The following is a 25904-nucleotide window of genomic DNA, read 5'->3' on the forward strand; positions in this document are numbered from 1 at the left end:
TTTAACCACCTGATTTTAAAATAACCCTAGATCATTAATTTTCTGTTTTGTTTCTCTCGTTCCTAATTCGTATAAACGACGGTATATGGTAATCAATCGATCATCGTATTTATTTCTTTCATCATCCGCACCCCATTCATCAAATGGCCTTGCTAAATATTTTACTGCGTTTTTAGCATTTGTGTTTTTTTCTCGAAATAATACCTCTATTTCCTTTATCTCTTCCTGTGACGCTTCAATTTCATATTCAATACCATTTTCAGGCATTGATATTTCACGAATTTCTTCCGTATCAACCGTTACAAAAAATGGTTTTCTATTAGGCATTTTTATTACCTCCTTCTTCAAAACTTACCCTTTTTCATCTCGAAGAAAACTTTGCAAGCTATTTCCCGAAAAAAGTTACTAAATTTGTCATAACTAAATGAATACATAAGCAAAACCGCCCATCAAATGAGCGGTTTTGCTTTAACCTTGTGTTGATTCTTTATAGTCGCAATTTGTACATTGAATTTGTGTTTCTTTTTTACTGCGTTTTTCTACAAGTAATGATTCACATTTTGGACACGGTCTTGAGATTGGTTTATCCCATGATACAAAGTCACAATCCGGAAAGCGATCACAGCCATAAAATGTTCGTTTCTTTTTAGACTTTCTTTCAACTACATTGCCTTCCTTGCATTTCGGGCACTTAACACCAATCTCTTTTAAAATTGGTTTTGTATTTCTGCATTCTGGAAAATTGGAGCAGGCTAGAAATTTGCCATATCGGCCCATTTTATATACCATCTCATGTCCACAATTCTCACAATCGATTCCAGCTGGTTCATCCTTAATTTCGATTTTTTCCATTTCTTCCTCAGCAACTTCTAAACGTTTATGAAATCCCTTATAAAAACTATCTAGAATAGCCACCCAATTTGCCTCACCGTCTTCAATAGAGTCTAGGTCACCCTCCATTTTTACGGTGAAATCAACATCAATAATTTCTGGGAAGAATTCTTGCAGCAGCTCCGTAACAATCTGACCTAATTCAGTCGGAATAAATCGTTTATTATCAATACCTACATACCCTCTGCGCTGAATAGTATCCAGCGTAGGTGCATATGTTGATGGTCGTCCAATCCCTTGTTCCTCCATTGCCCGCACAAGTCTTGCCTCGGTATATCTCGGCGGCGGCTGAGTAAAGTGCTGATTTGGTATGATATCTTGGGCTTTTACCGTCATACCTTCTGCAAGATCTGGTAAAAACTTATTTTCTTCTTTTTTATTATCATCATTACCTTCAACATACACTTTCATAAATCCTTTAAATTTCACTTTAGAACCTGATGCACGAAATTCAACACCATTGTTCAACAGGTGAACAGTCATTGTATCCATTACAGCTGGTGCCATTTGACTAGCCAGGAAACGTTCCCAGATTAATTTGTAGAGACGAAGCTGATCACGTGATAAAATCGTCTTCAATGATTTTGGATCTCGCATGACGGATGTAGGTCTAATCGCTTCGTGGGCATCTTGTGCACCCTCTTTATTTTTTGTCTTTTTCCATTGACCTACATAATCTTTGCCATGATTTTCCTCAATATACCCTTTTGCCTCGCCTTTCGCTGTATCGGAAATTCGAGTAGAATCTGTACGCATGTACGTAATTAAACCAGTTATTCCGCCAGCTTTTTTCCCTAGATCGATACCTTCGTACAGCTGCTGTGCAACCATCATGGTTTTCTTGGCACGGAAATTTAATTTCCGTGCGGCCTCCTGCTGCAATGAAGACGTTGTAAAAGGTGCGGCAGGATTTCGTTTACGTTCGCGTTTATTGACTTTATCGATTGTAAATGTTTTTCCCTTTAATTTACTTTGAATTTCTTTTACATCATTTTCAGTTTTTAGCTGTTGTTTTTTATTATCTACCCCATAAAATGATCCTTCGAAGGTTTCTTCTTCTTTCATGAAGTTTGCTTCAATTGACCAGTACTCCTCAGGCTGGAAGTTTTCAATTTCTTTTTCACGATCAATTATCATTTTTACTGCAACCGATTGTACTCTGCCAGCACTGAGACCTTTTTTTACCTTCTTCCATAATAATGGACTAATATTGTAGCCTACCAATCGATCCAGAATTCTGCGTGCTTGCTGTGCGGCAACCAAGTCTTTATTGATTGATCGCGGATGTTTAAATGATTCTTTAATGGCATCCTTTGTAATCTCATTGAATACAACACGGCACTGTGAATCCTCATCAATGTTTAGGCTGTATGCTAAATGCCAAGCAATTGCCTCCCCTTCTCTATCGGGGTCGGCAGCGAGATACACTTTCTTCGCCTTTTTGGCAGCTGATTTAAGTTCTTTAAGTATATCACCCTTACCGCGAATGGTTATATACTTTGGTTTAAAATCGTTTTCAGTATCTACTCCTGTTTGACTTTTCGGTAAATCCCGAACATGCCCCATCGAAGCCTTAACCTTATATTTTTTCCCTAAATATCGTTCAATCGTCTTTGCCTTAGCGGGCGACTCAACGATTACAAGATAATCTGACATATATTCCTTCCTCCCAAAATGAGGTTACCATAATTCCAATTGGAAATCTTCACTAATATTAAATATATCGAATTGATTTGTCAAACATAGTATGTTTAATCCTCTAATTAATCGTAAGCGTTTACTTGATTTTTTATGCTAAGATTTTCCGTAAAATTGCTTAATAGATTCCCAGTCTTCGGCGATATCATTTGTATCGTGCACTAACTTTGCTCCATCCTGTATCATCCGGTGACACCCTTTTGTTTGTGGAAAGAGAGGTGAATCCGGTACTGCATAAACTTCTCTTCCTTGATCTAAAGCTTGGTCAACAGTAATTAAGGTTCCGCTCCGTTCTGTTGCTTCTATGACCAAAGTTCCGAAGCTAAGTCCGCTTATGATTCGATTTCTTTCCGGAAAATGAAATCGTTCGGGGGGTGTACTCGGTGTGTATTCAGATAAAATTAATCCTTTAGATGCAATTTGCTGAAATAACGATGTGTTTTGCCTTGGATAAACATGGTGAAAGCCACTCCCCAAGACAGCTATTGTTTTTCCAGAATAACGTAACGCTAATTGATGTGCATAGCTATCGATACCTTTGGCCATTCCACTGGCTATTATCCAATTATCCTGAATTAACGTTCGTAAAATTTGATCCATTTTTGCAAATGCATGTTTAGTGGGGGATCGTGTACCGATAACACTTAGGACGGGGTTTTGGTGTAATAAACAAGTATCGCCCAATGCATAAAGGACTAATGGGGGGTCTTTTATAGTTTTTAACATAGGAGGATAGTTTTCGTCAACTATTGTTATCACCGTATATTTGGCTAAATCCTGCTTTATTTTGTCATAAAATTGTTGATTATGGAGATCCGCATATAATTGCTGTGCCTTATTTAGCGGAATGGAAAAGCGCCTGCTTAGCTGTGATGAGGATAGATTATGGAGGTTTTTTAATGTGGGGTCAAATTGAAGCATTTTTACAATGGTACTTCTAGTTACTCCCCGGCACCTATGAAGACAAATTAATTTTTTTCGTAACGCTTCCAATGAATCACTGCCTTTCTTTATAGAGGTACTGTTTCTATTTCTACAGGAGTTACAACAGGGGGACAGCCCCCCTGTGCACTCTGCTATAAATTAATGTGTTTTACATTTAGCATCTAAATTATTTTCTTTTAATACGCTAATCATCGTTTCACCCATAACTGCTGGAGTTTCTGCGACTTTAATTCCACACTCATTCATAACGCGGATTTTTTCATCAGCAGTACCTTTACCACCAGAAATGATTGCACCAGCGTGACCCATGCGCTTTCCTGGAGGTGCAGTAGCGCCTCCAATAAAGCCGACAACAGGTTTCTTCATGTTAGCTTTAACCCATTCAGCTGCTTCTTCCTCAGCAGTACCGCCGATTTCACCAATCATGATAACCGCTTCCGTTTCTGGATCATCATTAAATGCAGATAAAACATCGATGAAATTAGTTCCATTAACAGGGTCTCCACCAATACCAACAGCTGTTGTTTGTCCATAACCCGCTTCTGATAATTGATGTACTGCTTCATATGTTAATGTTCCAGAACGAGAAACAACACCTATATGACCTTTTTTATGAATATAACCAGGCATAATGCCAATTTTACATTCGTCAGGCGTAATAACACCCGGGCAGTTTGGTCCTACAAGTCGCGTTTTCTTGCCTTCCATATAACGTTTTACTTTCACCATATCCATAACCGGAATATGCTCTGTAATACAAATAGCAAGGTCTAGCTCTGCATCTACAGCTTCTATAATTGCGTCAGCAGCAAATGGAGCAGGCACATAAATTACTGAAGCAGTTGCACCTGTTTTGTCTACGGCTTCTTTTACCGTATTAAAAACAGGTACACCTTCAACCTCTGTACCGCCTTTTTTCGGTGTAACACCACCAACGATTTTTGTACCATATTCAAGCATTTGTTTTGTATGGAATCTAGCTGTACCGCCAGTTATTCCTTGGACAATTACTTTTGTATCTTTATTAACATATACACTCATTTTCGTCCGTCCTTTCTACGCATTCTTTGTACGTTTTTTCAAAGATCATGGTATAATTTCAGAATTTATTTCACCATAGAAACGATTTTTTCAGCACCATCAGCCATTGAATCTGCAGATGTAATATTTAAACCTGATTCGTTCAATATTTTCTTGCCTAAATCAACATTCGTACCTTCTAGACGTACGACTAATGGCATTTCCAATCCAACTTGTTTTGTTGCTTCTACAACACCTTCAGCGATAACATCACATTTCATGATCCCACCGAAAATATTAACAAAAATACCTTTTACATTTGGATCGGACAAAATGATTTTAAATGCTTCTGTAACTTTCTCAGCTGTAGCACCGCCCCCAACGTCAAGGAAATTAGCCGGTTCACCGCCGGAATGTTTAATAATATCCATTGTAGACATTGCAAGCCCTGCACCGTTAACCATGCAGCCAATATTTCCATCTAAAGCAACATAACTTAAATCGTATTTAGATGCTTCGATTTCTTTTTCGTCCTCTTCAGCTAAATCACGGAATTCAACAACATCTTTTTGACGGAACAATGCGTTATCATCAAAGTTCAGTTTTGCATCAAGAGCTAGTACTTCACCATCACCAGTTGTAACAAGTGGGTTAATTTCTGCAATTGAGCAATCTTTTTCAACAAATGCATTGTACAGACCAGTCATGAATTTAACAGCTTTATTTAAGAGTTCATCCGGAATATTAATATTGAATGCTAGTCTGCGAGCTTGATATCCAGACAAGCCAACAACCGGATCGATAACTTCTTTGAAGATTTTCTCCGGTGTTTCTGCAGCAACTTCTTCAATTTCAGTACCGCCTTCTTCAGATGCCATCATAACAACACGAGAAGTAGCACGATCTAAAACAAGTCCTACATAGTATTCTTTTTTAATATCGCAGCCTTCTTCAATAAGCAAGCGTTTAACTTCCTTACCTTCTGGACCAGTTTGATGCGTAACAAGTGTTTTTCCTAATATTTCCCCAGCATATGTACGCACTTCATCTAAATTTTTAGCAACTTTAACTCCGCCGGCTTTACCTCGTCCTCCAGCATGGATTTGTGCTTTTACTACTGTTACATCTGTACCTAATTTTTTTGCAGCTTCAACAGCTTCATCTACAGTATATGCAACATGGCCATTTGGAACGTTTACACCATATTTACGCAAAATTTCTTTGCCTTGATACTCATGAATGTTCATTCTTCATCCTCCCATCAAAATTCACTGCATTTCTATTGTATTAAAAAACAACAAATTTCACAAGAATAAGCGAACTTTGTTGTAAGAGGTCGTAATTGAATATAATTTCTGATTATTTATCGATAGATTGATCCGTTCGATATACATACGCAAATACTTCAGCAACTGCCTGATACAATTCTTCAGGAATCGTTTCGTTAATGTTCAATTCAGCTAATAATTCCACAAGCGATGAATCCTCTTGAACAGGTACGTTGTTTTCTTTTGCCTTTGCAATTATATTGTCTGCCACTAATCCTTTTCCTGTTGCGGTAACCTTTGGGGCATTGTCCCGCCCTGTATGATAGCGTAATGCTGCTGCTTTTTTTCTGGAATTCATATACGGTAATCCACTCCCTGCAAGGAAATAGTATTATTTTGTCCCGGGATTTCAAGCATTGGTCTCTTACCTTGTTTTAAGGTTTTTACTTGGACGTTAGACAAATGGTAATCTAATGACTCTAGACCTTGTTTTAATAGTGGTTTAAGCTGGTTTGCCTTATCATTAAGACCTTCAAAATCATTATAAATAGTTACAGCAACCGTACGTTTTTGAATATTCATATCAATTACTGTTTCATTCAAATTAGCTAAATTCAAATAAAATAATATTCGACAAAAATCAGGGTTGATTTCGCCAGTTTCTGTTTTCTTACCTTCAAAATCAAGCTGCATATCACCGTTAAGTCCAAGTTTTTCACCTGGAAACTGTAAGCTCGCCTGAATAAAATTGGCCGATTCATTAACGGAATGTATTTGCAGGCCATTTATATAGTGCAATAATTGCTGTGATCGTTCATTTACCATACCATCACTTTGTTGCAGCAATTGCGTTAACATCGATTTAATCGTAGTTGTCTGTTGCTGATTATTCATAAGCTGATTTTCATCCGATAACCCGGTATATTGTAAAACTTGACGTATTTGTGCCAAAAATTGCTCTTTAGGATTTGTGATTAGCAGCGGCATACCTTGCCCTTCTTTCATTATTGACTGCTCGGAATTCACGTTGGCGTAATTATTAGCTAATGCCTGCAATCCTGTTAAAAGTTTACGTAAAGATGCCGGATTGTTTTGTAATAGCTCAACGATTTGCTTTTGCTGTTTCAAAGGAAGTATGGGCAGCAAGGCTTTTTCTATTTGCTGTTTCAATGTATTGAATGTACTGCTCTCTAGTGGTGCAATGTTTTGCAGTGCTTGTACAATTGAATTGGTCCACTGCTGTATAATCGTTTTGGACATTTTCCCGATATTGTTTAACTGTTCAAGATGCTGCATACTCTTTTCCAGATTTAATTGAAACGGCAGCCCTTCAGACGGCATGCGGGATTGATTGGCATGATTCTGATTATAAAAGTCCACCCAGTTTTCCTTCCATGCAGAAAAATTGATTGCAGAACGAATCAAACCGGCATTTTTTAATAAATTAAACAGATGCTGACTATTATCTGCAGCCTCAGATATGATTTGGTTTATAAATGTGTCCTTACTATTTAAAGGACGCCCTAGCATCATGGAAAGTCGGTCGGTTAAATCTTGCTGTAAAGGAACTTGTACCGTATCTCGTTTTAATTGTTTTAACAGTGCATTCATCTGTTCAGATAACCCACTAGTACTCTTTGTGTATAAAGCTTGAAAGATAGAATCTGTAATTGGCAATTTGCTTGTTATCATTTCTTTTATTACTTGCTGCGCTTGACCTTTGTTTTTGGCTCCTTCAACCAGCTGTATGGCCTTCGTTAACTGCTCTTTATCAAAAGGAATTTTTTCGTTCATCAGCAGTTTCATCAAAGCTGCACTGGATTTCGTTGCTTTCAAACCAAGATGCTGCATAAGCTTAAGCACATTTTCCTGCAATTGAGAATTTAATTGTTCACCAAGCACCTTTAAGCGAATAACATCACCTGTGGTCTGCACTTGAAAATGATAGTTTTCGCCCGTAGTCAGAGATACTTCTAATTGGGCAATCATATTCTTTGCCCCAAGTTGGATTTGTGCTTTATTATTCGGAAACAATTTTATGATTTTTCCTTGGATGATTTGTCCCGTCCTAAGTGTTGATTGTGTATGACTGATTTTTGGTCCGCCTTGAGTTGAAATATGCTGAATACTCAGGATGAAACACCTCCCTATTTTGCCGCATTTCTGACAGGTGCAAAAGATCTGCGGTGATATGGCGTGATCCCATGCTGCGAGAGCATATCCATATGGTGCTTAGTACCATATCCCATATTTGAAGAAAAATCGTATGCTGGAAATTTGCTATGTATATCCTTCATTATTCGATCGCGTGTCACCTTTGCCAAAATGCTTGCGGCAGCAATTGAAATACTTTTCTGATCCCCTTTTGTAATTGCTTCATGGGTACAAGATAAACGATCAAGCTGTACCGCGTCGATAAGAACATGGTCTGGTTGAGGATCCAGTTGATTTAAACAATCACGCATTGCTAATTTTGTAGCCTCAAAAATATTTAATGCATCTATTTTTTGATTACTAATAATAGAGATCCCATAACTCACTGCATCCCTTTTAATGATATCGAAAAATTTATTTCTTGTTGCTTCATTTAATTGTTTCGAGTCATCCAGCCCAAGAAGTTTAAAATCTCTAGGTAAAATTACTGCAGCTGCAACAACCGGCCCCGCTAATGGACCTCTGCCTGCTTCATCAATTCCAGCAATATGATTACAGCCGTTTTGATAACCTTTTTGTTCGTAATTACTCATATTGATAAATTTTTTATTCAATTCCAGTTCTTTACGTTTCTTGCTTTCATAACTTTTTATTAGCGCTTGAACACCTTTACGTTCGTCACTTTTTAATTCATTAACATAATTGTCATTTATATCCCCCGAAACAAACAATTGTTTCAGTGCTGCGATTGACTTGTTTTTCATCCTTCCACCTATCTCTCTTTTCTTATATCGGCTATATTCATATTAAAATCAATTTCAGCTGCATTAATATCGTAAAAATTGCAGATAAAGCTAATTTTCGCAGTTAATGACGCTCTTTTGCCCAGCCCGTATACGCGTTGTACAGTTTAACTTTTCTTTATTAATAAGAAAGAAAGCCTGAAAAAAAAGACATTCACCCGAAGATGTATGCCATTTATCCATCTGCTGACTCAAGTGATACTCTTCCAAGTCTACCTGTACGAAGATCGCGTATGACAATGTCAGATACCTTATCAAAGTTTACATTTCCGCCACTTTCCAGACAGCCGCGTTGCTTGCCAATTGCAACAAAAATATCCCACATATCCGTCATATCACGATCAATATTATATCTCTCTTCAATCAGTTGAGGATAATGTTCTTGAAAATAGGTGATAACAAAAGCTACAATATCTTGCAGGGAAAGCAACTGATCCTTTATCGTACCAAGCGCAGCCAGCCGATAACCAACTAATTCATCTTCAAATTTTGGCCAAAGAATCCCCGGTGTATCAAGTAATTCAAAATCCTTTTTCACTTTAATCCACAATTGCTGTTTCGTAACCCCTGGTCTGTCTCCTGTTTTAGCAATATTTTTCTTGGCAAGACGATTAATTAACGTTGATTTTCCCACATTAGGAATCCCCACAATCATTGCTCGTGCCGCTCGCGGCTGGATACCCTTTTTCATTAGTTTGTCCATTTTGTCCTGTCCAAGCTCTTTAGCAATCTGGATTATTTTTTGAATATCTGCTTGTTCATTTACATTAATTGCAATCGCCTTAACATTGTTATCATTAAAATAGCTAATCCACTTTTCTGTTTCATTTTTATCAGCTAAATCTTTTTTCATTAATATAATTAATTTAGGTTTGTTTTGCAAAACTTCCTGCAGCATTGGGTTTTGTGATGATAACGGTGCTCTAGCATCCACCAATTCCATTACAAAATCAACAAGCTTTAATTTTTCCTCGACCTGACGTCTTGCTTTTGCCATATGTCCTGGAAACCATTGTATTGCCATATTTTCACCCTATTCATGTAATGTCTGAAGCCGATCAAATGGCCAGTATATTAAACTCGTTTTGCCTACTATTTGGTCCATTGAAATTAACCCAAGCATCCGACTATCAGTAGAATTATTACGATTATCACCTAGAACGAGTACATGATCCTCTGGAATCGTTTCATATCCTCCAGGTAACTCTTCTAAGGTGAAATCGCCTGTTAATGTTTCATAAGGCTGCAAATGCTGTTTACGCTCCTTTAAAAACGGTTCAGCAACTTTCTCCCCATTAATATATAACACTTCATCTTTAACAGCAATATGCTCACCTGGAAGACCGATAACGCGCTTAATAAAGTCTTTCTTATCCGTTGCATGAAAAACAACTATATCAAAACGATCTGGTTCATCAATTTTATAAATAAATTTGTTAACGATCATTTGATCCCTATCGTGCAGCGTTGGCATCATGGATGGACCATCTACAACAATTGGGGCAAAAAGAAAAATACGAACAATAAATGCTAAACCAAATGCCACAAGCAATGCCTTCACCCAATCGAACCATTCACTCTTCTTTCTCTTGGCCATGAATTTCCCTCCGACAACCGAAATCTGTACACTACTATTATTTTAAGCATGCCCTTCTAGGCTATTCTGCTTTTTTGCTAATGAAAGTAAAAAGGAGCTTGCCAACAATGCCAAGCTCCTTTCCAATAACTTATTTCCGGTCCTGCTACATAGATTAGCGGCGACGTTCTTTAATACGTGCTGCTTTTCCGCGTAGATTACGAAGATAGTATAGTTTCGCGCGACGGACAATACCACGGCGAGATACTTCAATTTTCGCAATTCTAGGAGAATGTACTGGGAATGTACGTTCAACACCTACACCATAAGAAAGCTTTCTTACTGTAAATGTTTCGCTGATTCCACCGTTTTGACGTTTGATAACAACGCCTTCAAATACCTGAATACGCTCACGAGTACCTTCGACAACCTTAACGTGAACCTTTACAGTGTCTCCCGGGCGGAAATCAGGATGATCTGTACGAAGCTGATCTTTAGTGATATCTTCAATTAATTTTTGCATCCTGCTTCACTCCTTCCAAACCAATGCTCATATCTCTCTATGGAACAGCGGAACATCGTTTATACGACTTAAAGTAAATACACTTTAAGCACAACAATTAATATACCATAATAGCAGTCTGAGTTCAACAGTTTTTCGGATGTAATCAGTTACTTTATAGTACTTTTACCTTTTATTCCGTCTTACATTACTATCATGCAATTTATGATGTAAATATTCCGTATTCTTCATCTGAAAAATATTTGCAGCACCAATTGCAACTAATATGAAAATAAATCCAACTGTAAAGCCAAATTTAGAGTACCCTAATATAAAACTTGCTACGATAGTTACCAAAAGAAACAATAAAATATATAATAGAATTTTTTTCAAAAACAATCCTCCTCGCACCTGTTTATTCTTTTTCAAAAATCTCAGGATCAATCGAATCTATTTCAGAATTTATTATATAAAAAGAGTCTAATTCCAGCCTATCATCAGAAGTAAATGTTATATTTTTTTTAATATATTGTATCCATTCATTCTCCAATTCTACAGTTGTCATTCCATAAATTTCTGTTAGCCTATTTTCGGGTTCGCTTTTATTATACAACTGTTCAAATTTATCTAATCCATAAGTATCTATCAAATAGGTAACAAATGAACCAGCATGTATATAACTGATATGTTGAAGCACATAATCCTCTGTTTCAGCAAGGAGTGGTCTGAATAATGAATGATCGTATTTTTTATCAATTAATTTTTGAAGTGGGATATTTTTATTATGATCAATAAAATACCGCATAAATTTATGAACTGGAGTTACCTTTTTTCCGTATTTATTTTCCATATATATATAGCAAAACCTTCTTGAGTTAAATAACCATTGCTAGTATAGATTTAAAACTAAAATGGTTCCACTTTTCCCAATAATATAGTAAAAATAAAATAAGACTATGCTTTTAAGATAAAAACATAGTCTAAATTTCGTTTATTTTTTAATTTGGTTCAATATTTCTTGTTCATCTTCTAATAGGGTTTGCTGGTCCAACAATTCTCTCCGACGCTCATACGTCCGCTTCAACGATTCTCTCTTTCGCCACGCTTCTATCTTTGCATGATCCCCTGACAGTAAAACATCCGGAACTTTCATCCCGCGAAAATCGGCAGGCCTCGTGTAATGCGGATGCTCAAGCAATCCGGATGAAAAGGAATCTTCAGGAGCAGATTCCTTGTTACCGAGCACATCCGGTAATAACCTGACAACACTATCGATCACAACCATCGCACCGAGTTCTCCACCAGTTAAAACATAATCACCAATCGATATTTCATCAGTAACTAGGTTCTCCCTGATTCGCTCGTCATACCCTTCATAGTGACCACAGATAAACATAAGATGTTCCTCTTGTGCTAACTCTTCAGCTTTTTTTTGATTGTATGGTTCTCCCTGGGGACACATAAGAATAATACGAGGTTTTTTTGCTTTATCTTTTGTTACAGCTTCAACAGCATCGAATACCGGCTGTGGTGTTAAAACCATACCTGCCCCGCCACCATATGGATAGTCATCTACCTTTTTATGCTTATTATCCGCGTATTCCCGAAAATTAACAAGATTATAGCTGAACTTGTTTTTATCTTGCGCCTTTTTCAAAATGGAAGAATTGAAAACACCTGAAATCATTTCTGGAAACAGTGTTAAGACATCGATATGCATTAGTCAAGCAGTCCTTCCATTGGATCGATAACTACTTTTTTCTCATCAACAACAATCTCTTTTACGACATCCCTAATATACGGAATCAATAGATCTTTTCCTTGAGGCTGTTTAACTACCCATACATCGTTTGCACCGGGGGATAAAATTTCTTTGATTGTTCCAAGATTATCTCCATTCGCAGTAAATACATCACAGCCAATAATTTCATGATAGTAATATTCATCTTCATCCAAATCAGTTAATTGATTCTCGGAAATCTTTAATTTTGATCCTTTATATTGTTCCACATCATTTATATTGTCGAGCCCTTTAAACGAAATCAGGTCAAATCCTTTATGTATGCGATGAGACTTTATTTCTAATTGAATCGGGTGCTCATTATCCTTTACTAAATACAGTGTCTCCCCTATTTCAAAACGTTCATCAAAGTCACTAATTCGATGCACCTTTACCTCGCCACGAATTCCGTGCGTATTTACAATTTTTCCAACATTAAACATTTTTTCGGTCATATGATCACCTGCTTATTCATCAATCCGGATTACGATGTCGTCTTTAACAACAATTGCTTTTTCACCTATAATATCATTCCAATGCGTTCCAACATCTACCTCAACAAGAGCTTCAACTTCTTTTTCGACAATTTCGCTCCCGATTTCCAGCATATCTAATTGTTCAATTTTAAAATCAATCAGTTTCATTTTCTCTTTGCGATTTTTGATTTCCTGTTGAAAACGGGCAGTAACCTCTTGTTTGGAGATACCTGTTTTATTTTGCAATTTCCGTTGTTCAAACAATAACTGTTGACACTCTTGTTCAAGCCGCATTTTGTGATTATGAAAATTTGTTTGTAATTTTCCTTTGCTTTTCTCTGTGATAATTTGTTTTATAAGAACCTTTTTTATTATATTCATAATCGTTCCTCGCTCTCAGAATACAAATCGAGTAAAGCATTATTATTCTATAATCATGTGTAAAAAGGGAAAGGTATCCCCTCTCCCTTTACATAATATCCAAATAAATTCGTTTGTTAGCATCCGATTTAGCTGCATAGACAACTGTGCGGATTGCTTTAGCGATACGACCATTCTTGCCAATAACCTTACCTACATCATTTTGATTCACAGTAAGATGATAAACGATTTTTGTTTCTTCTTCTGTTTCTGTTACAACAATATCGTCTGGATGATCGACAAGCGGTGTAACAATTGATTCAATAAGGGCTTTCATGATATCACACTACTTTACTGATTTTTTTGGTCGTGGAATTTTTTCATGATGCCTTGTTTAGAGAAAAGGTTGCGAACTGTATCACTAGGTTTCGCACCATTTGTCATCCAGTTAAGCGCCTTTTCTTCATCAATCTTAACTTCAACCGGGTTTACTACCGGGTTATATGTTCCGATTTGTTCGATCTGACGTCCGTCACGCGGTGAACGTGAATCAGCTACAACAATACGATAAAATGGGTTTCTTTTAGATCCCATACGTTTCAAACGGATTTTAACAGCCATGTTTCTTGCACCTCCAATAATAATGTTTATCACAAGTTTAGATTCTAACAGAAACTTGTATGTCTGTAAAGTGTTTTTACATTACAACGAAATTTTAATTTAAAGGCTACCCTAATGTAACTGGCGGAGCAGCTTTAAACACATCCAGTGCCGGCTCCTGATTTACATAAAAGGAAACTTCATCCCTTTACCTTTTTTTCCTTTTTGCATGCTGGTCATTTGTTTCATCATTTTCTTCATTTCGCCAAATTGTTTAAGCAAGCGATTGACCTCTGATACCGAGGTTCCAGAGCCTTTCGCAATGCGCTTTTTACGGCTAGCATTCATAATGTCAGGTTCCTGACGCTCTTTTTTTGTCATGGATTGAATAATTGCCTCGACGTGTGAAAGCTGTTTTTCATCAATCTGGGCATTTTTCAAACCTTTCATTTTTCCTGCACCAGGAATCATGGATAAAATGTCTTCCAATGGACCCATTTTCTTCACTTGACCCATTTGCTCCAGAAAGTCATCAAAGGTGAATGATGCTGTCCGCATTTTTTCCTCCAGCGCCTTCGCTTGCTTTTCATCCACAGTTGTTTGAGCTTTTTCTATTAATGATAATACATCACCCATGCCAAGAATCCGCGATGCCATGCGTTCTGGATGAAATGCCTCCAATTGGTCTAACTTCTCACCCATCCCCGCAAATTTAATCGGTTTGTCGGTTACTGCTTTAATGGATAATGCAGCACCACCACGCGTGTCACCATCAAGTTTAGTCAATACAACACCCGTAATATCAAGCTGTTCGTTAAAGCTTTCTGCAACGTTGACTGCGTCCTGACCAGTCATAGAATCGACTACTAAGAAAATCTCATCAGGTTTTACCGAAGATTTAATGTTTTGCAGCTCGTCCATTAGTTCGTTATCAATGTGTAAACGACCAGCTGTATCAATAATTACATAATCATTGTGTTCCTCTTTAGCCTTCTCAATTGCTTTTGTCGCAATGTCAACCGGATTTGCTTCAGTGCCCATTGAAAACACCGGCATATTTAATTGTGTCCCAAGGGTTTCTAATTGCTGTATTGCAGCGGGACGATAAACATCACATGCTGCAAGTAAAGGTGAACGATTATGTTTTTTTCGCAGTAAATTTGCAAGTTTGCCTGTGGTTGTTGTTTTACCTGCACCTTGTAAACCGACCATCATAATAACAGTCGGGGAACGATCGGCAACCGCAATTTTGCTTTGCTCACCGCCCATAAGTTCGGTTAATTCTTCTTTTACAACTTTAATAACCTGTTGTCCAGGTGTAAGACTTTCCATTACTTCCTGCCCAACAGCACGTTCTTTAATTCGTTTTATTAAATCCTTAACAACCTTAAAGTTTACATCAGCCTCAAGTAAAGCAAGACGAACCTCACGTGTCATTTCTTTAACGTCTTGTTCACTAACTTTACCTTTGCCGGTTATTTTTTTAATCGTACTTTGCAGGCGGTCGGCCAGGCCTTCAAATGCCATAGAAGGTGTCCCCCTAATCTAATTCTTTTAATTGATTTATCATTCTTATTAATTCAATACTAGACTTATCTTCTGCTAATGATTGTTCAATCTTTTCCAGCAGATTTGTTCTTTGCTCGAATTTTTCATATAAGTGCAATTTCTTTTCATAAGAATCAAGCATAGACTCTGTACGTTTAATATTATCATATACAGCTTGTCTCGACACTTGCGATAATTCGGATATCTCACCAAGTGAATAATCCTCTAAATAATACATTTCCATGTAGCTTCGTTGCTTAGGGGTTAATAATGCTTGATAAAAATCGAATAAATAATTGATTCGCGTTGTCTTGTCCAGCAACCCTTCCACCCCTTATTAACGTGTTAAGTGAAATACCTTTACAAATTATAGTATCATTATTCATCACTTTCTTCAAGCAGATCAGCAAACAAACCATATACAAAAGCATGTGCATTAAATTCTTGTAAATCGCCAACTTGTTCGCCAAGTCCTACATATTTCACAGGAATATTTAATTCATTACGAATCGCAAGGACAATACCGCCTTTTGCAGTACCGTCAAGCTTGGTTAATACAATCCCGGAAACATTGGTTGCTTCTGAGAATGTTTTAGCCTGGCTCATCGCATTTTGACCTGTAGTTGCATCTAAAACGAGTAAAACTTCATGTGGTGCCCCGGGAATTTCTTTTTCAATTACCCGTTTAACTTTAGCAAGCTCATTCATTAAGTTTACTTTATTTTGCAGCCTTCCTGCAGTATCACATAAGAGGACATCGGCTCCCCGTGATTTGGCTGCTTTTATGCCATCAAAAATAACGGCGGCGGGATCACTCCCAGCGCTTTGCTTAATTACATCAACCTCAGCACGTTCTCCCCATACTTCAAGCTGTTCAATAGCACCTGCCCGAAACGTATCACCAGCTGCTAGCACTACTTTCTTGCCTTCTTGTTTTAATTTATGTGCTATTTTCCCAATCGAAGTTGTCTTACCAACTCCATTTACTCCGACAACCAAAATAACAGATAAATCGTTATCCTGGATATTTAATTCTTCAATCTCTTCATCATCGTCACCGTAGTATATTTCAACAAGCTTCTCGGAAATAACTTCTTTTACTTCTTTAGTATCCTTAATATTTCTGCGCTTTACTTCCATCTTTAATTCATCAATTAAATCCATCACAGTTGTAACACCGACATCTGCAGAAATTAACACTTCTTCTAACTCTTCAAAGAAATCCTCATCCACTTTTCGGTAGCGGGCAATAAGATCGTTAATTTTTCCGGAAAATGAATTTCTCGTCTTTGCCATACCTTCCTTATATTTTGTTGATACCTCTTCATTGTCATTTTGTTTGAATTTGTTTTTCAATTTATCCATGAAACCCATTACATTCTACCCCTTCACTTATGCTTTAACTAATTCTTTGGTATCTTCCAGGCGAACAGAAACCAGTCGTGAAACACCTGACTCCTGCATTGTTACACCATATAACACATCTGCTTCTTCCATTGTACCTTTTCGGTGCGTAATCACAATGAATTGTGTGTTTTCACTATAGACTTTTACATATTTAGCAAACCGAGCAACGTTCGCCTCGTCGAGTGCTGCTTCTACTTCATCAAGCACGCAGAAAGGTACAGGGCGAACACGTAAAATCGCAAATAACAAAGCTATTGCGGTTAATGCTCGTTCTCCGCCTGACAATAAGCCTAAGTGCTGCAGTTTTTTACCTGGTGGTTCAGCAACAATGTCGACACCTGTTTCCAGCAGATTTTTCGGATCGGTTAACTTCAATTCTGCACGACCGCCGCCAAATAATTCTTTAAACACAATTTCAAATTCAGCCTTAATTGCTGAAAAAGTTGTTTCAAAACGGTTTTCCATTTCAACATCCATTTCAGAGATGACAGTGTGAAGCGTTTGTTTTGCTTGAACTAGATCATCTCTTTGATCAGTCAAAAAGGTGTATCTTTCTGAAACACGCTCATATTCGTCAATTGCTCCAAGATTGACAGTACCCAGACGTTCAATTTTTTGTTTTATCTGTATGACGATGTTTTTCGCCTGTTCGGTATCCCTAGCCTTATCATATGTTTCTTTTGCACGTTCAAACGTCAATGTATACTCTTCTTGTAAGTGTGTAAGACGATTTTCCAGATCGACATCTAAGCGATTGGCCTTTACCTCTTTTGTTTGAATTGCTTGCATATGTGTCTGGTGTTTTTTATTCTCTTCTTTTAATTCACGCTCTTGATCTTTTATTAACTGTGTCCGCCCAGTTCTGTCTGTACGTTTTTGTTGAATTTCGCCTGTAATTTTTTCTTTAGCCGCTTGCTTCGTTTTAATTTGTTCGTTTATTTCCTCTTCCGTTACTTCATTTTGATTAAGATCCATTAATTCCGCAAGTCTTTGTGTAACCTGATTATAATGTTCATTTTGTTCATCTAGCTGCGATTGTAGCCCGTTTGTTTTCTCACGTTGATTTTTTACACGTTCTTCCTGTTCTGCTAATGTAACTTGATATTGATGAAAATCATGCTGCAGTTGCTCCTGATTCTCCTTAAACTGTGTATCCTGCTTACTTAGTTCATCAATTTGTTTTTGAATTGCTGTCAGTTGGCAGTCAATATCGTTTAATTCTTCTGCAAGCTTTGCATCCCGACTTTGCAATTCATTTGTATCTGAATCATATTGCTTTTTTTCCTGATCGTATATTGTGAGATTTTCATTCAATTGCCCTTGTTTCAATTCTATTTCATTAAGTTCTGATTGCAGTTTTTGTAATGACTGCTGTTCATAAGTCAATTCATTTTGCTGTGTTTCTAATTGAGCTTCCTGCTTTTCAATCGTTAGCTTTTGTTCTTTCACTGTATTTTCAAATGCTGCAGCTTTTTTTTGGAATTCGTCTAGCTTTTTTGTAGTGTCCTGTAAATCCTTATCACGCGTAAACAGGGATTGATTTGTTTTCTTCTGGGCTCCTCCAGACATTGATCCGCCAGGGTTTACGACATCTCCCTCTAACGTAACGATACGGTACCTCCGCATGACGATTCCAGCAATTTCATTCGCATCTTTTAATGTTTTAGCAATTACCACGTGCCCCATTAAATGATCAATTGCCTTTTGATATTTTTCATTACATTTGATTAAGTTTGCAGCAATACCTATAAATCCATGATGATTTTCAACCTTCGCCAAAACATCTTTCGTTATATACCTTGGCTGAATCGAACCCAGCGGTAAAAAAGTTGCACGCCCCTTATTATTCTGTTTTAGCCAGGTAATTGCTTTACGTGCCGCCATATCGTCTTGTACTACAATGTGCTGTGCTTGTCCACCTAAAACTGTTTCTATAGCTGTTATGTAATCCTTTGGCACATCAACAAGTTCTATAACAGCACCATGGATAGCGTTAAGTTTTTGCTCTTGCCTAGCTTTTAGCACCTCTTTAACACCATAAAAGAATCCTTGAAAATCCTCTTTCATTTCTTCGAGCATTTCTTTTTTCGATTTTAGCTTCTCTAAATATTGATAACCTTGATATAGCTTTGTTTGTGACTCTTGAAAATGTTTTCTGTTGTGATCTAGATCACCTTTTAACCCCTTAAGAGTTGATTCATTTTCTTGATAAAGCTGCACTTGTTTTACTAGAGATTCATTTGTTTGTACTTGTTTGCTGTCTAATTCTTCCCTAGCAGCTAAAAGACCACTAAATTTTTGTGATTGCCTATCCCTTTTCATTTTAATTTGCTGCAATTGCTGTCCAATTGATTGCTTCTCATTTCGTTTTGCTGCTTGATTGTTTAGATACTCGATATATTCTGCTTTTAATTCCTCAATCTGGTCAGCAATGTTTTCTTTTTCTGTTGTCAGTTTTGCTTCTATATGCTCTACGTTTTGTTTCGTTTCATTTCGTTTTGCTCTACTATCTGCTAACTTCGCTTCTTCTTCTTTTAGATCTGCCTTTAGCCTTTCAATTCTAGCTGAAGCTTCTTCTTTTTGTGCTTCTAATTCTGTTTTATTTTCAGCATAGTGTTTTATTCGTTCATTTAAAACCCGCTTTTTACCTTCATGCTGTTCCAGCTCCTGTGTCAGGGTCAATAATTCTGTTTGTAATGCTTCAATTTGTTCATCAAGGTTCTGAATGTGCTGTCGCTCATTTTCAAGCATTGCTTCTTTTTGCTGTATTGTGGTTTTTAATTCAATTTCAGTCATTTTTTCTTTTTCAATACTTGCTAATAATAACTTCCATTCTTCATGAAGCTGTTCAATTTCAGTAATAAGCAAAGATATTTCCTGATCTTTCAATTGCTCCTTCAGTTCTTGGTATTCCTTCGCCGTTTCAGCCTGCTGCTCCAGTGGATCAATTTGCTGTTCAATTTCATGGATGATATCTTCCACTCTATTTAAATTCTCTTGTGTTTCAGCAAGTTTATACTCTGCCTTTTTTTTACGCTGTTTATATTTTAGTACACCAGCCGCTTCTTCAAATATCGTTCGGCGTTCTTCCGCCTTAGAACTTAATATTTCCTCTACCTTCCCTTGGCTAATAATAGAAAAAGCCTCACGACCTAATCCCGAATCCATAAACAAATCGACTATATCCTTTAACCGGCATGATTGTTTATTAATATAAAATTCACTATCACCGGAACGGTATACACGTCTTGTTACACTAACTTCTTCGTAATCAAGGGGCACAGCATTGTCCGAGTTATCCAAAACAATGGTAACCTCAGCAACATTTAACTGCTTTCTTGAATCACTGCCTTGAAAAATAATATCCTCCATTTTCGACCCGCGCAATGATCTTGCTGATTGTTCGCCGAGCACCCAGCGCAACGCATCAGTAATATTGCTCTTTCCGCTCCCATTTGGACCAACCACTGCAGTAACTCCTGGAACAAAATCCACATTTATACGTTCTGCAAAGGACTTAAAGCCCACACTTTCTAATCGTTTTAAATACATATACATTCTCCTATCATTTGCGCCTAGTGCACCTGACACAAACCGCCGTCCATTTATAAAGCCAAAATAGGTAGAAATCAATGGAGTGTCTCTACCGCCACTGTAATTGCTGTTGAACGATACAGGCGACTATAAGGCAGTAGATACCTATTTTTTCCCTGAATCATTCCTTGAAACGTTACCCAAGGGATCTTACTGGTCGCTATGGCAAGATAAATTTGGCTTTTTACCGCATTTATTTTATCATAAACAATGTATCAAAAGAAGAGCAGGGATTGATTAGGGGTATAATACATAGAATCTTTTCTTGTTTAAAAAAAGAGAGGTGTCCACATGGGATTAGAAAATCCTTCACAAGAAAATTTAAAAATTATTCTCGATGAAATGGCCGAACGATTAGATGTCGTAAACCGAACCATCATGGATCCAGAAGATTATGATCTTGCTAAATATGAAGAGTTGAAATTCATGTATGATATGATTAAGCAAAAGGGTCGCCTAAGTGCTTCAGAGACACAAGCATTTATTGATGAGCTGCGGTCAGTAAGAAAGGCATAATAATTTAGAAAAAGACTGTTTTTGTCACATTGGGAAATACAGTCTTTTTCTATTCTTTAAAATTAATCATTAAATGTATCTAACGCCTGTTTTGCTGCACGCTGTTCTGCTTCTTTCTTTGTACGGCCAATTCCTTTACCAGAGACTTTACCTTTAATTAATACTTGTGAAACAAATTCCCTGTCGTGAGAAGGGCCATTCTCATTTACTATGTTATATTCAATTGTTGCGTTTCGATACTGCTGAACGAATTCCTGCAGCTGCGTTTTATAATCCATCGCATGCGAAAAAGCACCTGTACTGATTTTCGGAAAAACATAATTAGTAAGAAATTGTAATGAAACGTCAAAACCTTGATCCAAATACAACGCCCCAAGAAATGCTTCAAATGCATCTGCAAGTAGAGCTGGTCTCGTTCGTCCACCAGTCTGTTCCTCACCCTTGCCAAGCAAAAGGTAATCACCAAATTGTAAATCACGTGCAAAGTTATTTAGTGATGGCTCACATACAATTGATGCGCGTAATTTGGTCATTTCTCCTTCAGCCATATTTGGATTGTTCCGATACAAGTATTGCGAAACGCCTAATTCCAATACAGCATCACCTAAAAACTCCAATCTTTCATTATCCGAAAATGTTTCTGCCCGATGCTCATTCACATAAGATGAATGTGTGAAAGCCTGCTTAATCAAGTCATGGTTATTAAACTTGATATCCAGTTGTTTTTCTAGTCGTGCAACATCCATATTGTGTCACCTACTCTGTCATTTGAGTTAAGTTCTTTCATACAAAAATATATCGAAAGCCCCGCTTATAGCGAGACTTTCATATTAATATAATTACAATGAGATATTATTGTAGTCACATCTAGCTCCGCGCGGGCTAGCGGCTACAAGCATAGACATGGATACTTCGAGCTCCAAACCCGTACGCTCTACGGTCCCTAGTCAATGCTTTTCGCCGCTAGGCAAGCCCGCTCCGCTTTTGTATTAGGACTGTGTACTGTTTATGTAATTAACAGCATCACCAACTGTATTAATTTTTTCAGCATCTTCGTCAGCAATTTCCATGTCAAATTCGTCTTCAAGCTCCATAACAAGTTCAACAACATCTAATGAATCCGCTTCAAGGTCATCCTTAAAAGATGCTTCCATTGTTACTTTAGATTCTTCGACATCAAGGCGATCAACGATAATATCTTTTACACGATCAAATACGTCTGCCACTATACTTCACCTCCTTTCAAAGTACTGGATGTTTTCAACACCTGCCACCACTTTCTAGCCTGATTCGCTTTTCATTTGGCTAGCTCCAGTGCTCAGGCGACTTGTGTCTTCCGCTTTTCATTTTTACATTACCATTCCACCATCTACATGAATAGTTTGTCCAGTAATATAATTTGAATCATCCGATGCAAGGAATCGAACTACTTTAGCTACATCTTCCGGGTCTCCTAATTTTTCCAGCGGGATCATTGAAAGCATTCCCTCTCGTTGTTCATCAGTTAATTCATCCGTCATGTCCGTCGAGATAAATCCTGGTGCAACAGCATTCACGTATATATTGCGTGTGGCTAATTCTTTAGCGGTGGATTTTGTAAGTCCAATAACCCCTGCTTTTGCGGCGACATAATTTGCTTGCCCAGGATTGCCGCTTACACCAACAATTGACGCAACATTTACGATTTTACCATTTCTTTGTTTCATCATATGTCTCGTTACAGCTTTTGTACAAACGAAAACACCTTTTAAATTCGTGTTAATAACTTGATCGAATTCTTCTTCTTTCATCCGCATTAAAAGGTTGTCCCTAGTAATACCAGCATTATTAACTAAAATATCGAGGCTTCCGAATTCATTGATCACTTGTTTAACCATGTCTTTTACACTGGATTCATTTGCAACATCAGCCTGAACCTTAAAAGCTTTAACACCTAGCTGCTCGATTTCCTCTACTACTGCCTGTGCCTTTGTCTCACTTCCAGCATAATTGACGGCAACATTGGCACCTTGTTTAGCTAATTCTAAAGCAATTGCCCTGCCAATTCCCCGTGAAGCACCTGTAACGATAGCATTTTTACCTTGCAACATTTTAGGATTCCTCCTTAAACCACTTAATAAACGCATCCATCGATTCCTGATCTTGAATTGCAAATGTCTGTGTTCTGCGGCTGATTTTTTTCACTAAGCCACTTAATACTTTTCCATTGCCAACTTCAACAAATGCATCAACACCTTCATCAAGCATGTTTTCAATCGATTCTTCAAAACGGACAGGAGAATACAATTGTTTAATTAATAAGTCCTTTATTTCATCGTTATCCGTAACAGGAGATGCCGTTACATTGGCGTAAACTGGAATACTAGCTTCGTTTACATCAACCTCGTCAAGCTTTCTAGCAAACTTTTCATTTGCAGATTTCATTAAACGCGAGTGGAATGGACCGCTTACGTTTAATGGTAATACACGTTTTGCACCAGCATCTTTTAATACAGGTATTGCTTGTTCAATACCCTCTTTTGTTCCTGAAATGACAATTTGCCCTGGACAATTTAAATTGGCAAGGTCAACAATTTCATCCGATTCCATGCCCTGTAATGCAGTTTCAATTTGTTCTTGTTTCAATCCCAATACTGCAGCCATCGACCCTTTACCAGATGGGAATGCCTCCTCCATTAATTTTCCTCGTGCTGCCACTAATGGTATCGCATCTTCAAATGACAATGCACCTGCTGCTACTAAAGCACTATACTCCCCAAGACTGTGCCCAACTGCCATAACCGGCTGAATTTGTTCTTTTAATAGCAATGTATGTACAGCAATACTTGACAATAATAGTGCCGGTTGTGCGTTTTCGGTTTCCGTCAGCTTTTCCTTTGGACCATCGAACATCAGATTTGTTAATGAAAAATCCAATAGTTTATCAGCTTCCTGATAGAGTTCTTTTACATCCGGGTAATTATCATAAAAAGCTTTTCCCATTCCAACTGCTTGTGATCCCTGTCCAGGGAACATAAATGCTACACGTTTCATTGTTCTTCCCTCTCTTCCGTTTCGATTGATTCTACAGTAGTTTTAATCGTATCTGTTACATTATGTTCAATCATGTGACATGCCTGTTTGATAGCATTATATATTGCTCGCCGGTTTGATGACCCATGAGCTTTTATAACTGGTGCAGCAAGTCCAAACAAACCAGCTCCGCCATATTCAGAATAATCCAGTTTACCCTGGAGCCCCTTTAGATCACTTTTTACGATACCCGCAGCAATTTTAGTCTTAATGGACGACATGAAAGTTTGCTTTAGCATGGAAAACATAGTCATCGCCGTACCTTCAATTGTTTTTAAAGCTACATTCCCGCTAAATCCATCTGTGACAACAACATCCGCTGCGCCATCCAGTAAATCTCGGGCTTCAACATTGCCGATAAAATTTATCGGTGCTTCCTTTAACTTTGTAAATGCTTTTTTTGTAAGATCGTTCCCTTTACCGTCCTCTGTTCCAACATTTAATAGTCCAACTGTTGGATTTTTAATTGAACGTACTTTTTCAGTATAAATAGATCCCATAATTGCATATTGAACAAGATGATGTGCTTTTGCGTCCACATTTGCTCCAACATCTAACAATAAAAACCCTTTTTCATCGATCGTTGGCAATGTTGGGCTAAGTGCGGGCCTATCTATTCCTGGAATCCTTCCGACAACAAATAAACCTGCACTCATGAGAGCACCAGTATTCCCTGCAGAAATACAGGCATCTGCCTTGCCTTTCTTCACTTCATTTGCCATTAAAACAAGGGAGGAATTTTTCTTGCGGCGCACGGCTCTAACTGGTTCATCTTCTCCAGTAATCATCTCGTCTGTATGAATAATATCGATATTTTTAGAATTCGTTAATAGAGGTTTAATTTTCGCTTCATCACCAATTAATGTTAACTGCAAATTGCCAATTCTCTCAATCGCATCCATTGCACCAAACACAATTTCCTTTGGAGCATGGTCACCTCCCATGGCATCAATTGCTATTCTCATGCTGACTGCCCCCTCTTAGTTCATTTGAACGAAACATATGAAACATTCCGGTAAAGACTATTTCATTATTAACCAAACTGTCGACACGGACAGTTGTCAAACCGTTATCGTTTACTTCTTCAACAAATGCCTTTGCTACAACACGTTCTCCTTGTTTAACCTGTCTTGTAAATTTCAACTCTGATTTAGCTGTTAATGCTAGTTCATCATCAATTACTGCAACAGCAAGTGAGTTCGCCTGGGCAAATATATGATGTCCCCTGGCAATATTATTTCTTGAAAAAACATGCTCTTTTTTAATAACTAAAATGGAAATTGCTCTTTGATCTAATTCCAGATCGATGATTTCACCAATGACCTCATCTAATGGCAATGCCTTAACCGTTTCATTCCACTGAAAGGTTGCAACAGACTTAATCCGTTCCCGGAGCTCTGGAATTGCAAGCTCCATCCGATCAAGACGAATGGTTTGTATACTAACTGAAAAAATTTTTGCTAATTCCTCATCCGTTATAAATGGTGTATGTTCAATAGTTTCTTTTAATAAACGCTGACGCTCAACTTTAGTTATTTTCATTATGGCACCGTCCACTGGATCCAAATGTAATGGGTGGTTTCAAATATAGAATACAGCTAACTCACCGATTTCTGCCACCCTGACTTCTTGCTTCCTGCACCTAAGAAACGCAAATGTAATTCTTATGACTTGGTACTAATAGTAATATATAA

29 protein-coding genes are annotated in these 25904 nt (G+C 37.6%); 1 reads left to right on the forward strand and 28 read right to left on the reverse strand.

Annotated features, from left to right (window positions below; genetic code table 11):
• Positions 1–15: 15 nt before the first annotated feature.
• The 22 genes from IEV74_RS05695 to smc form a co-directional block, all read right to left on the reverse strand.
• On the reverse strand, positions 16–327 hold the full coding sequence (locus tag IEV74_RS05695; RefSeq protein WP_188454399.1) for a hypothetical protein: 312 nt from the start codon (positions 325–327) through the stop codon (positions 16–18).
• A gap of 141 nt (positions 328–468) precedes the next feature.
• On the reverse strand, positions 469–2547 hold the full coding sequence (topA, locus tag IEV74_RS05700; protein ID WP_188454400.1) for a type I DNA topoisomerase: 2079 nt from the start codon (positions 2545–2547) through the stop codon (positions 469–471).
• A 138-nt stretch (positions 2548–2685) separates the two neighbouring features.
• Entirely contained in the window at positions 2686–3510 is an 825-nt protein-coding gene (gene dprA / locus IEV74_RS05705) for a DNA-processing protein DprA (RefSeq protein WP_308418977.1), read from the reverse strand.
• Between the two features lie 162 nt (positions 3511–3672).
• Positions 3673–4575, reverse strand: coding sequence for a succinate--CoA ligase subunit alpha (gene sucD / locus IEV74_RS05710; protein WP_188454402.1), 903 nt, complete (start codon positions 4573–4575; stop codon positions 3673–3675).
• A 65-nt stretch (positions 4576–4640) separates the two neighbouring features.
• Positions 4641–5801, reverse strand: a complete 1161-nt coding sequence (sucC, locus tag IEV74_RS05715; RefSeq protein WP_188454403.1) for an ADP-forming succinate--CoA ligase subunit beta — start codon at positions 5799–5801, stop codon at positions 4641–4643.
• 112 nt (positions 5802–5913) lie between these two features.
• A complete protein-coding gene (locus tag IEV74_RS05720) occupies positions 5914–6180 on the reverse strand; it encodes an EscU/YscU/HrcU family type III secretion system export apparatus switch protein (RefSeq protein WP_188454404.1) in 267 nt (88 codons plus the stop codon).
• Entirely contained in the window at positions 6177–8015 is a 1839-nt protein-coding gene (locus IEV74_RS05725) for a TP0910 N-terminal domain-containing protein (protein WP_506016881.1), read from the reverse strand. Before IEV74_RS05725 ends, IEV74_RS05720 begins: the two co-directional genes overlap by 4 nt.
• Positions 7970–8740 carry a ribonuclease HII gene (rnhB, locus tag IEV74_RS05730; RefSeq protein WP_188454406.1) on the reverse strand — a complete coding sequence of 257 codons (771 nt, stop codon included), beginning with the start codon at positions 8738–8740 and terminating at the stop codon, positions 7970–7972. The genes IEV74_RS05725 and rnhB overlap by 46 nt, the downstream gene beginning before the upstream one ends.
• Positions 8741–8954: 214 nt before the next feature.
• Positions 8955–9803 (reverse strand): ribosome biogenesis GTPase YlqF, encoded by an 849-nt coding sequence (ylqF, locus tag IEV74_RS05735; protein ID WP_188454407.1) that lies wholly within the window; start codon positions 9801–9803, stop codon positions 8955–8957.
• 9 nt (positions 9804–9812) lie between these two features.
• Positions 9813–10376 carry a signal peptidase I gene (gene lepB / locus IEV74_RS05740; protein WP_188454408.1) on the reverse strand — a complete coding sequence of 188 codons (564 nt, stop codon included), beginning with the start codon at positions 10374–10376 and terminating at the stop codon, positions 9813–9815.
• A 154-nt stretch (positions 10377–10530) separates the two neighbouring features.
• Positions 10531–10878 carry a 50S ribosomal protein L19 gene (rplS, locus tag IEV74_RS05745; RefSeq protein ID WP_188454409.1) on the reverse strand — a complete coding sequence of 116 codons (348 nt, stop codon included), beginning with the start codon at positions 10876–10878 and terminating at the stop codon, positions 10531–10533.
• Between the two features lie 165 nt (positions 10879–11043).
• Positions 11044–11250, reverse strand: a complete 207-nt coding sequence (locus tag IEV74_RS05750) for a hypothetical protein (protein WP_188454410.1) — start codon at positions 11248–11250, stop codon at positions 11044–11046.
• Positions 11251–11272: 22 nt separating this feature from the next.
• A complete protein-coding gene (locus tag IEV74_RS05755) occupies positions 11273–11707 on the reverse strand; it encodes a gluzincin family metallopeptidase (RefSeq protein ID WP_188454411.1) in 435 nt (144 codons plus the stop codon).
• 141 nt (positions 11708–11848) lie between these two features.
• Positions 11849–12577, reverse strand: a complete 729-nt coding sequence (trmD, locus tag IEV74_RS05760; RefSeq protein ID WP_188454412.1) for a tRNA (guanosine(37)-N1)-methyltransferase TrmD — start codon at positions 12575–12577, stop codon at positions 11849–11851.
• Complete coding sequence (rimM, locus tag IEV74_RS05765) at positions 12577–13092, reverse strand: ribosome maturation factor RimM (RefSeq protein ID WP_188454413.1); 516 nt, start codon at positions 13090–13092, stop codon at positions 12577–12579. Before rimM ends, trmD begins: the two co-directional genes overlap by 1 nt.
• 12 nt (positions 13093–13104) lie before the next feature.
• Complete coding sequence (locus tag IEV74_RS05770) at positions 13105–13494, reverse strand: YlqD family protein (RefSeq protein ID WP_188454414.1); 390 nt, start codon at positions 13492–13494, stop codon at positions 13105–13107.
• Between the two features lie 88 nt (positions 13495–13582).
• A complete protein-coding gene (locus IEV74_RS05775) occupies positions 13583–13810 on the reverse strand; it encodes a KH domain-containing protein (protein ID WP_188454415.1) in 228 nt (75 codons plus the stop codon).
• Positions 13811–13824: 14 nt separating this feature from the next.
• A complete protein-coding gene (gene rpsP, locus IEV74_RS05780; RefSeq protein ID WP_188454416.1) occupies positions 13825–14094 on the reverse strand; it encodes a 30S ribosomal protein S16 in 270 nt (89 codons plus the stop codon).
• A 162-nt stretch (positions 14095–14256) separates the two neighbouring features.
• Positions 14257–15600, reverse strand: coding sequence for a signal recognition particle protein (ffh, locus tag IEV74_RS05785; RefSeq protein ID WP_188454417.1), 1344 nt, complete (start codon positions 15598–15600; stop codon positions 14257–14259).
• 13 nt (positions 15601–15613) lie between these two features.
• On the reverse strand, positions 15614–15943 hold the full coding sequence (locus IEV74_RS05790; RefSeq protein ID WP_188454418.1) for a putative DNA-binding protein: 330 nt from the start codon (positions 15941–15943) through the stop codon (positions 15614–15616).
• Positions 15944–15999: 56 nt separating this feature from the next.
• Positions 16000–16995 carry a signal recognition particle-docking protein FtsY gene (ftsY, locus tag IEV74_RS05795; RefSeq protein ID WP_188454419.1) on the reverse strand — a complete coding sequence of 332 codons (996 nt, stop codon included), beginning with the start codon at positions 16993–16995 and terminating at the stop codon, positions 16000–16002.
• Between the two features lie 18 nt (positions 16996–17013).
• The gene (gene smc / locus IEV74_RS05800) at positions 17014–20580 is read right to left on the reverse strand and encodes a chromosome segregation protein SMC (protein WP_188454420.1); all 3567 of its coding nucleotides are present in this window, start codon (positions 20578–20580) and stop codon (positions 17014–17016) included.
• A 333-nt stretch (positions 20581–20913) separates the two neighbouring features.
• On the opposite strand from smc, the gene IEV74_RS05805 reads away from it, so the two are divergent.
• Positions 20914–21138 carry a DUF1128 domain-containing protein gene (locus IEV74_RS05805; RefSeq protein ID WP_188454421.1) on the forward strand — a complete coding sequence of 75 codons (225 nt, stop codon included), beginning with the start codon at positions 20914–20916 and terminating at the stop codon, positions 21136–21138.
• A gap of 62 nt (positions 21139–21200) precedes the next feature.
• Here IEV74_RS05805 and rnc read toward each other — a convergent pair whose 3' ends face one another.
• The 6 genes from rnc to fapR form a co-directional block, all read right to left on the reverse strand.
• Entirely contained in the window at positions 21201–21884 is a 684-nt protein-coding gene (gene rnc / locus IEV74_RS05810) for a ribonuclease III (RefSeq protein WP_188454422.1), read from the reverse strand.
• A 243-nt stretch (positions 21885–22127) separates the two neighbouring features.
• Positions 22128–22364 carry an acyl carrier protein gene (acpP, locus tag IEV74_RS05815; RefSeq protein WP_099158063.1) on the reverse strand — a complete coding sequence of 79 codons (237 nt, stop codon included), beginning with the start codon at positions 22362–22364 and terminating at the stop codon, positions 22128–22130.
• A gap of 123 nt (positions 22365–22487) precedes the next feature.
• On the reverse strand, positions 22488–23228 hold the full coding sequence (fabG, locus tag IEV74_RS05820) for a 3-oxoacyl-[acyl-carrier-protein] reductase (RefSeq protein ID WP_188454423.1): 741 nt from the start codon (positions 23226–23228) through the stop codon (positions 22488–22490).
• A 1-nt stretch (position 23229) separates the two neighbouring features.
• Positions 23230–24171 carry an ACP S-malonyltransferase gene (gene fabD, locus IEV74_RS05825; protein ID WP_188454424.1) on the reverse strand — a complete coding sequence of 314 codons (942 nt, stop codon included), beginning with the start codon at positions 24169–24171 and terminating at the stop codon, positions 23230–23232.
• Positions 24168–25175 (reverse strand): phosphate acyltransferase PlsX, encoded by a 1008-nt coding sequence (gene plsX / locus IEV74_RS05830; protein ID WP_188454425.1) that lies wholly within the window; start codon positions 25173–25175, stop codon positions 24168–24170. Before plsX ends, fabD begins: the two co-directional genes overlap by 4 nt.
• Complete coding sequence (gene fapR / locus IEV74_RS05835) at positions 25159–25752, reverse strand: transcription factor FapR (protein WP_188454426.1); 594 nt, start codon at positions 25750–25752, stop codon at positions 25159–25161. Before fapR ends, plsX begins: the two co-directional genes overlap by 17 nt.
• Positions 25753–25904 lie beyond the last annotated feature (152 nt).

The sequence above is a fragment of the Virgibacillus oceani genome (assembly GCF_014638995.1).
Lineage (GTDB): Bacteria > Bacillota > Bacilli > Bacillales > Amphibacillaceae > Virgibacillus_E > Virgibacillus_E oceani.

What these genes read in the sequence shown, in the direction of transcription:
- IEV74_RS05775 (WP_188454415.1), bottom strand. Translation starts at nt 13,810, where the DNA reads ATGAAAGCCCTTATTGAATCAATTGTTACACCGCTTGTCGATCATCCA.
- IEV74_RS05770 (WP_188454414.1), bottom strand. Translation starts at nt 13,494, where the DNA reads ATGAATATAATAAAAAAGGTTCTTATAAAACAAATTATCACAGAGAAA.
- ftsY (WP_188454419.1), bottom strand. Translation starts at nt 16,995, where the DNA reads ATGGGTTTCATGGATAAATTGAAAAACAAATTCAAACAAAATGACAAT.
- IEV74_RS05805 (WP_188454421.1), top strand. Translation starts at nt 20,914, where the DNA reads ATGGGATTAGAAAATCCTTCACAAGAAAATTTAAAAATTATTCTCGAT.
- ffh (WP_188454417.1), bottom strand. Translation starts at nt 15,600, where the DNA reads ATGGCATTTGAAGGCCTGGCCGACCGCCTGCAAAGTACGATTAAAAAA.
- topA (WP_188454400.1), bottom strand. Translation starts at nt 2,547, where the DNA reads ATGTCAGATTATCTTGTAATCGTTGAGTCGCCCGCTAAGGCAAAGACG.
- dprA (WP_308418977.1), bottom strand. Translation starts at nt 3,510, where the DNA reads ATGCTTCAATTTGACCCCACATTAAAAAACCTCCATAATCTATCCTCA.
- IEV74_RS05695 (WP_188454399.1), bottom strand. Translation starts at nt 327, where the DNA reads ATGCCTAATAGAAAACCATTTTTTGTAACGGTTGATACGGAAGAAATT.
- IEV74_RS05720 (WP_188454404.1), bottom strand. Translation starts at nt 6,180, where the DNA reads ATGAATTCCAGAAAAAAAGCAGCAGCATTACGCTATCATACAGGGCGG.
- ylqF (WP_188454407.1), bottom strand. Translation starts at nt 9,803, where the DNA reads ATGGCAATACAATGGTTTCCAGGACATATGGCAAAAGCAAGACGTCAG.
- fabG (WP_188454423.1), bottom strand. Translation starts at nt 23,228, where the DNA reads ATGTTGCAAGGTAAAAATGCTATCGTTACAGGTGCTTCACGGGGAATT.
- sucC (WP_188454403.1), bottom strand. Translation starts at nt 5,801, where the DNA reads ATGAACATTCATGAGTATCAAGGCAAAGAAATTTTGCGTAAATATGGT.
- fapR (WP_188454426.1), bottom strand. Translation starts at nt 25,752, where the DNA reads ATGAAAATAACTAAAGTTGAGCGTCAGCGTTTATTAAAAGAAACTATT.
- rplS (WP_188454409.1), bottom strand. Translation starts at nt 10,878, where the DNA reads ATGCAAAAATTAATTGAAGATATCACTAAAGATCAGCTTCGTACAGAT.
- trmD (WP_188454412.1), bottom strand. Translation starts at nt 12,577, where the DNA reads ATGCATATCGATGTCTTAACACTGTTTCCAGAAATGATTTCAGGTGTT.
- fabD (WP_188454424.1), bottom strand. Translation starts at nt 24,171, where the DNA reads ATGAAACGTGTAGCATTTATGTTCCCTGGACAGGGATCACAAGCAGTT.
- IEV74_RS05755 (WP_188454411.1), bottom strand. Translation starts at nt 11,707, where the DNA reads ATGGAAAATAAATACGGAAAAAAGGTAACTCCAGTTCATAAATTTATG.
- rpsP (WP_188454416.1), bottom strand. Translation starts at nt 14,094, where the DNA reads ATGGCTGTTAAAATCCGTTTGAAACGTATGGGATCTAAAAGAAACCCA.
- plsX (WP_188454425.1), bottom strand. Translation starts at nt 25,175, where the DNA reads ATGAGAATAGCAATTGATGCCATGGGAGGTGACCATGCTCCAAAGGAA.
- rimM (WP_188454413.1), bottom strand. Translation starts at nt 13,092, where the DNA reads ATGACCGAAAAAATGTTTAATGTTGGAAAAATTGTAAATACGCACGGA.
- rnhB (WP_188454406.1), bottom strand. Translation starts at nt 8,740, where the DNA reads ATGAAAAACAAGTCAATCGCAGCACTGAAACAATTGTTTGTTTCGGGG.
- rnc (WP_188454422.1), bottom strand. Translation starts at nt 21,884, where the DNA reads ATGGATGTTGCACGACTAGAAAAACAACTGGATATCAAGTTTAATAAC.
- sucD (WP_188454402.1), bottom strand. Translation starts at nt 4,575, where the DNA reads ATGAGTGTATATGTTAATAAAGATACAAAAGTAATTGTCCAAGGAATA.
- lepB (WP_188454408.1), bottom strand. Translation starts at nt 10,376, where the DNA reads ATGGCCAAGAGAAAGAAGAGTGAATGGTTCGATTGGGTGAAGGCATTG.
- smc (WP_188454420.1), bottom strand. Translation starts at nt 20,580, where the DNA reads ATGTATTTAAAACGATTAGAAAGTGTGGGCTTTAAGTCCTTTGCAGAA.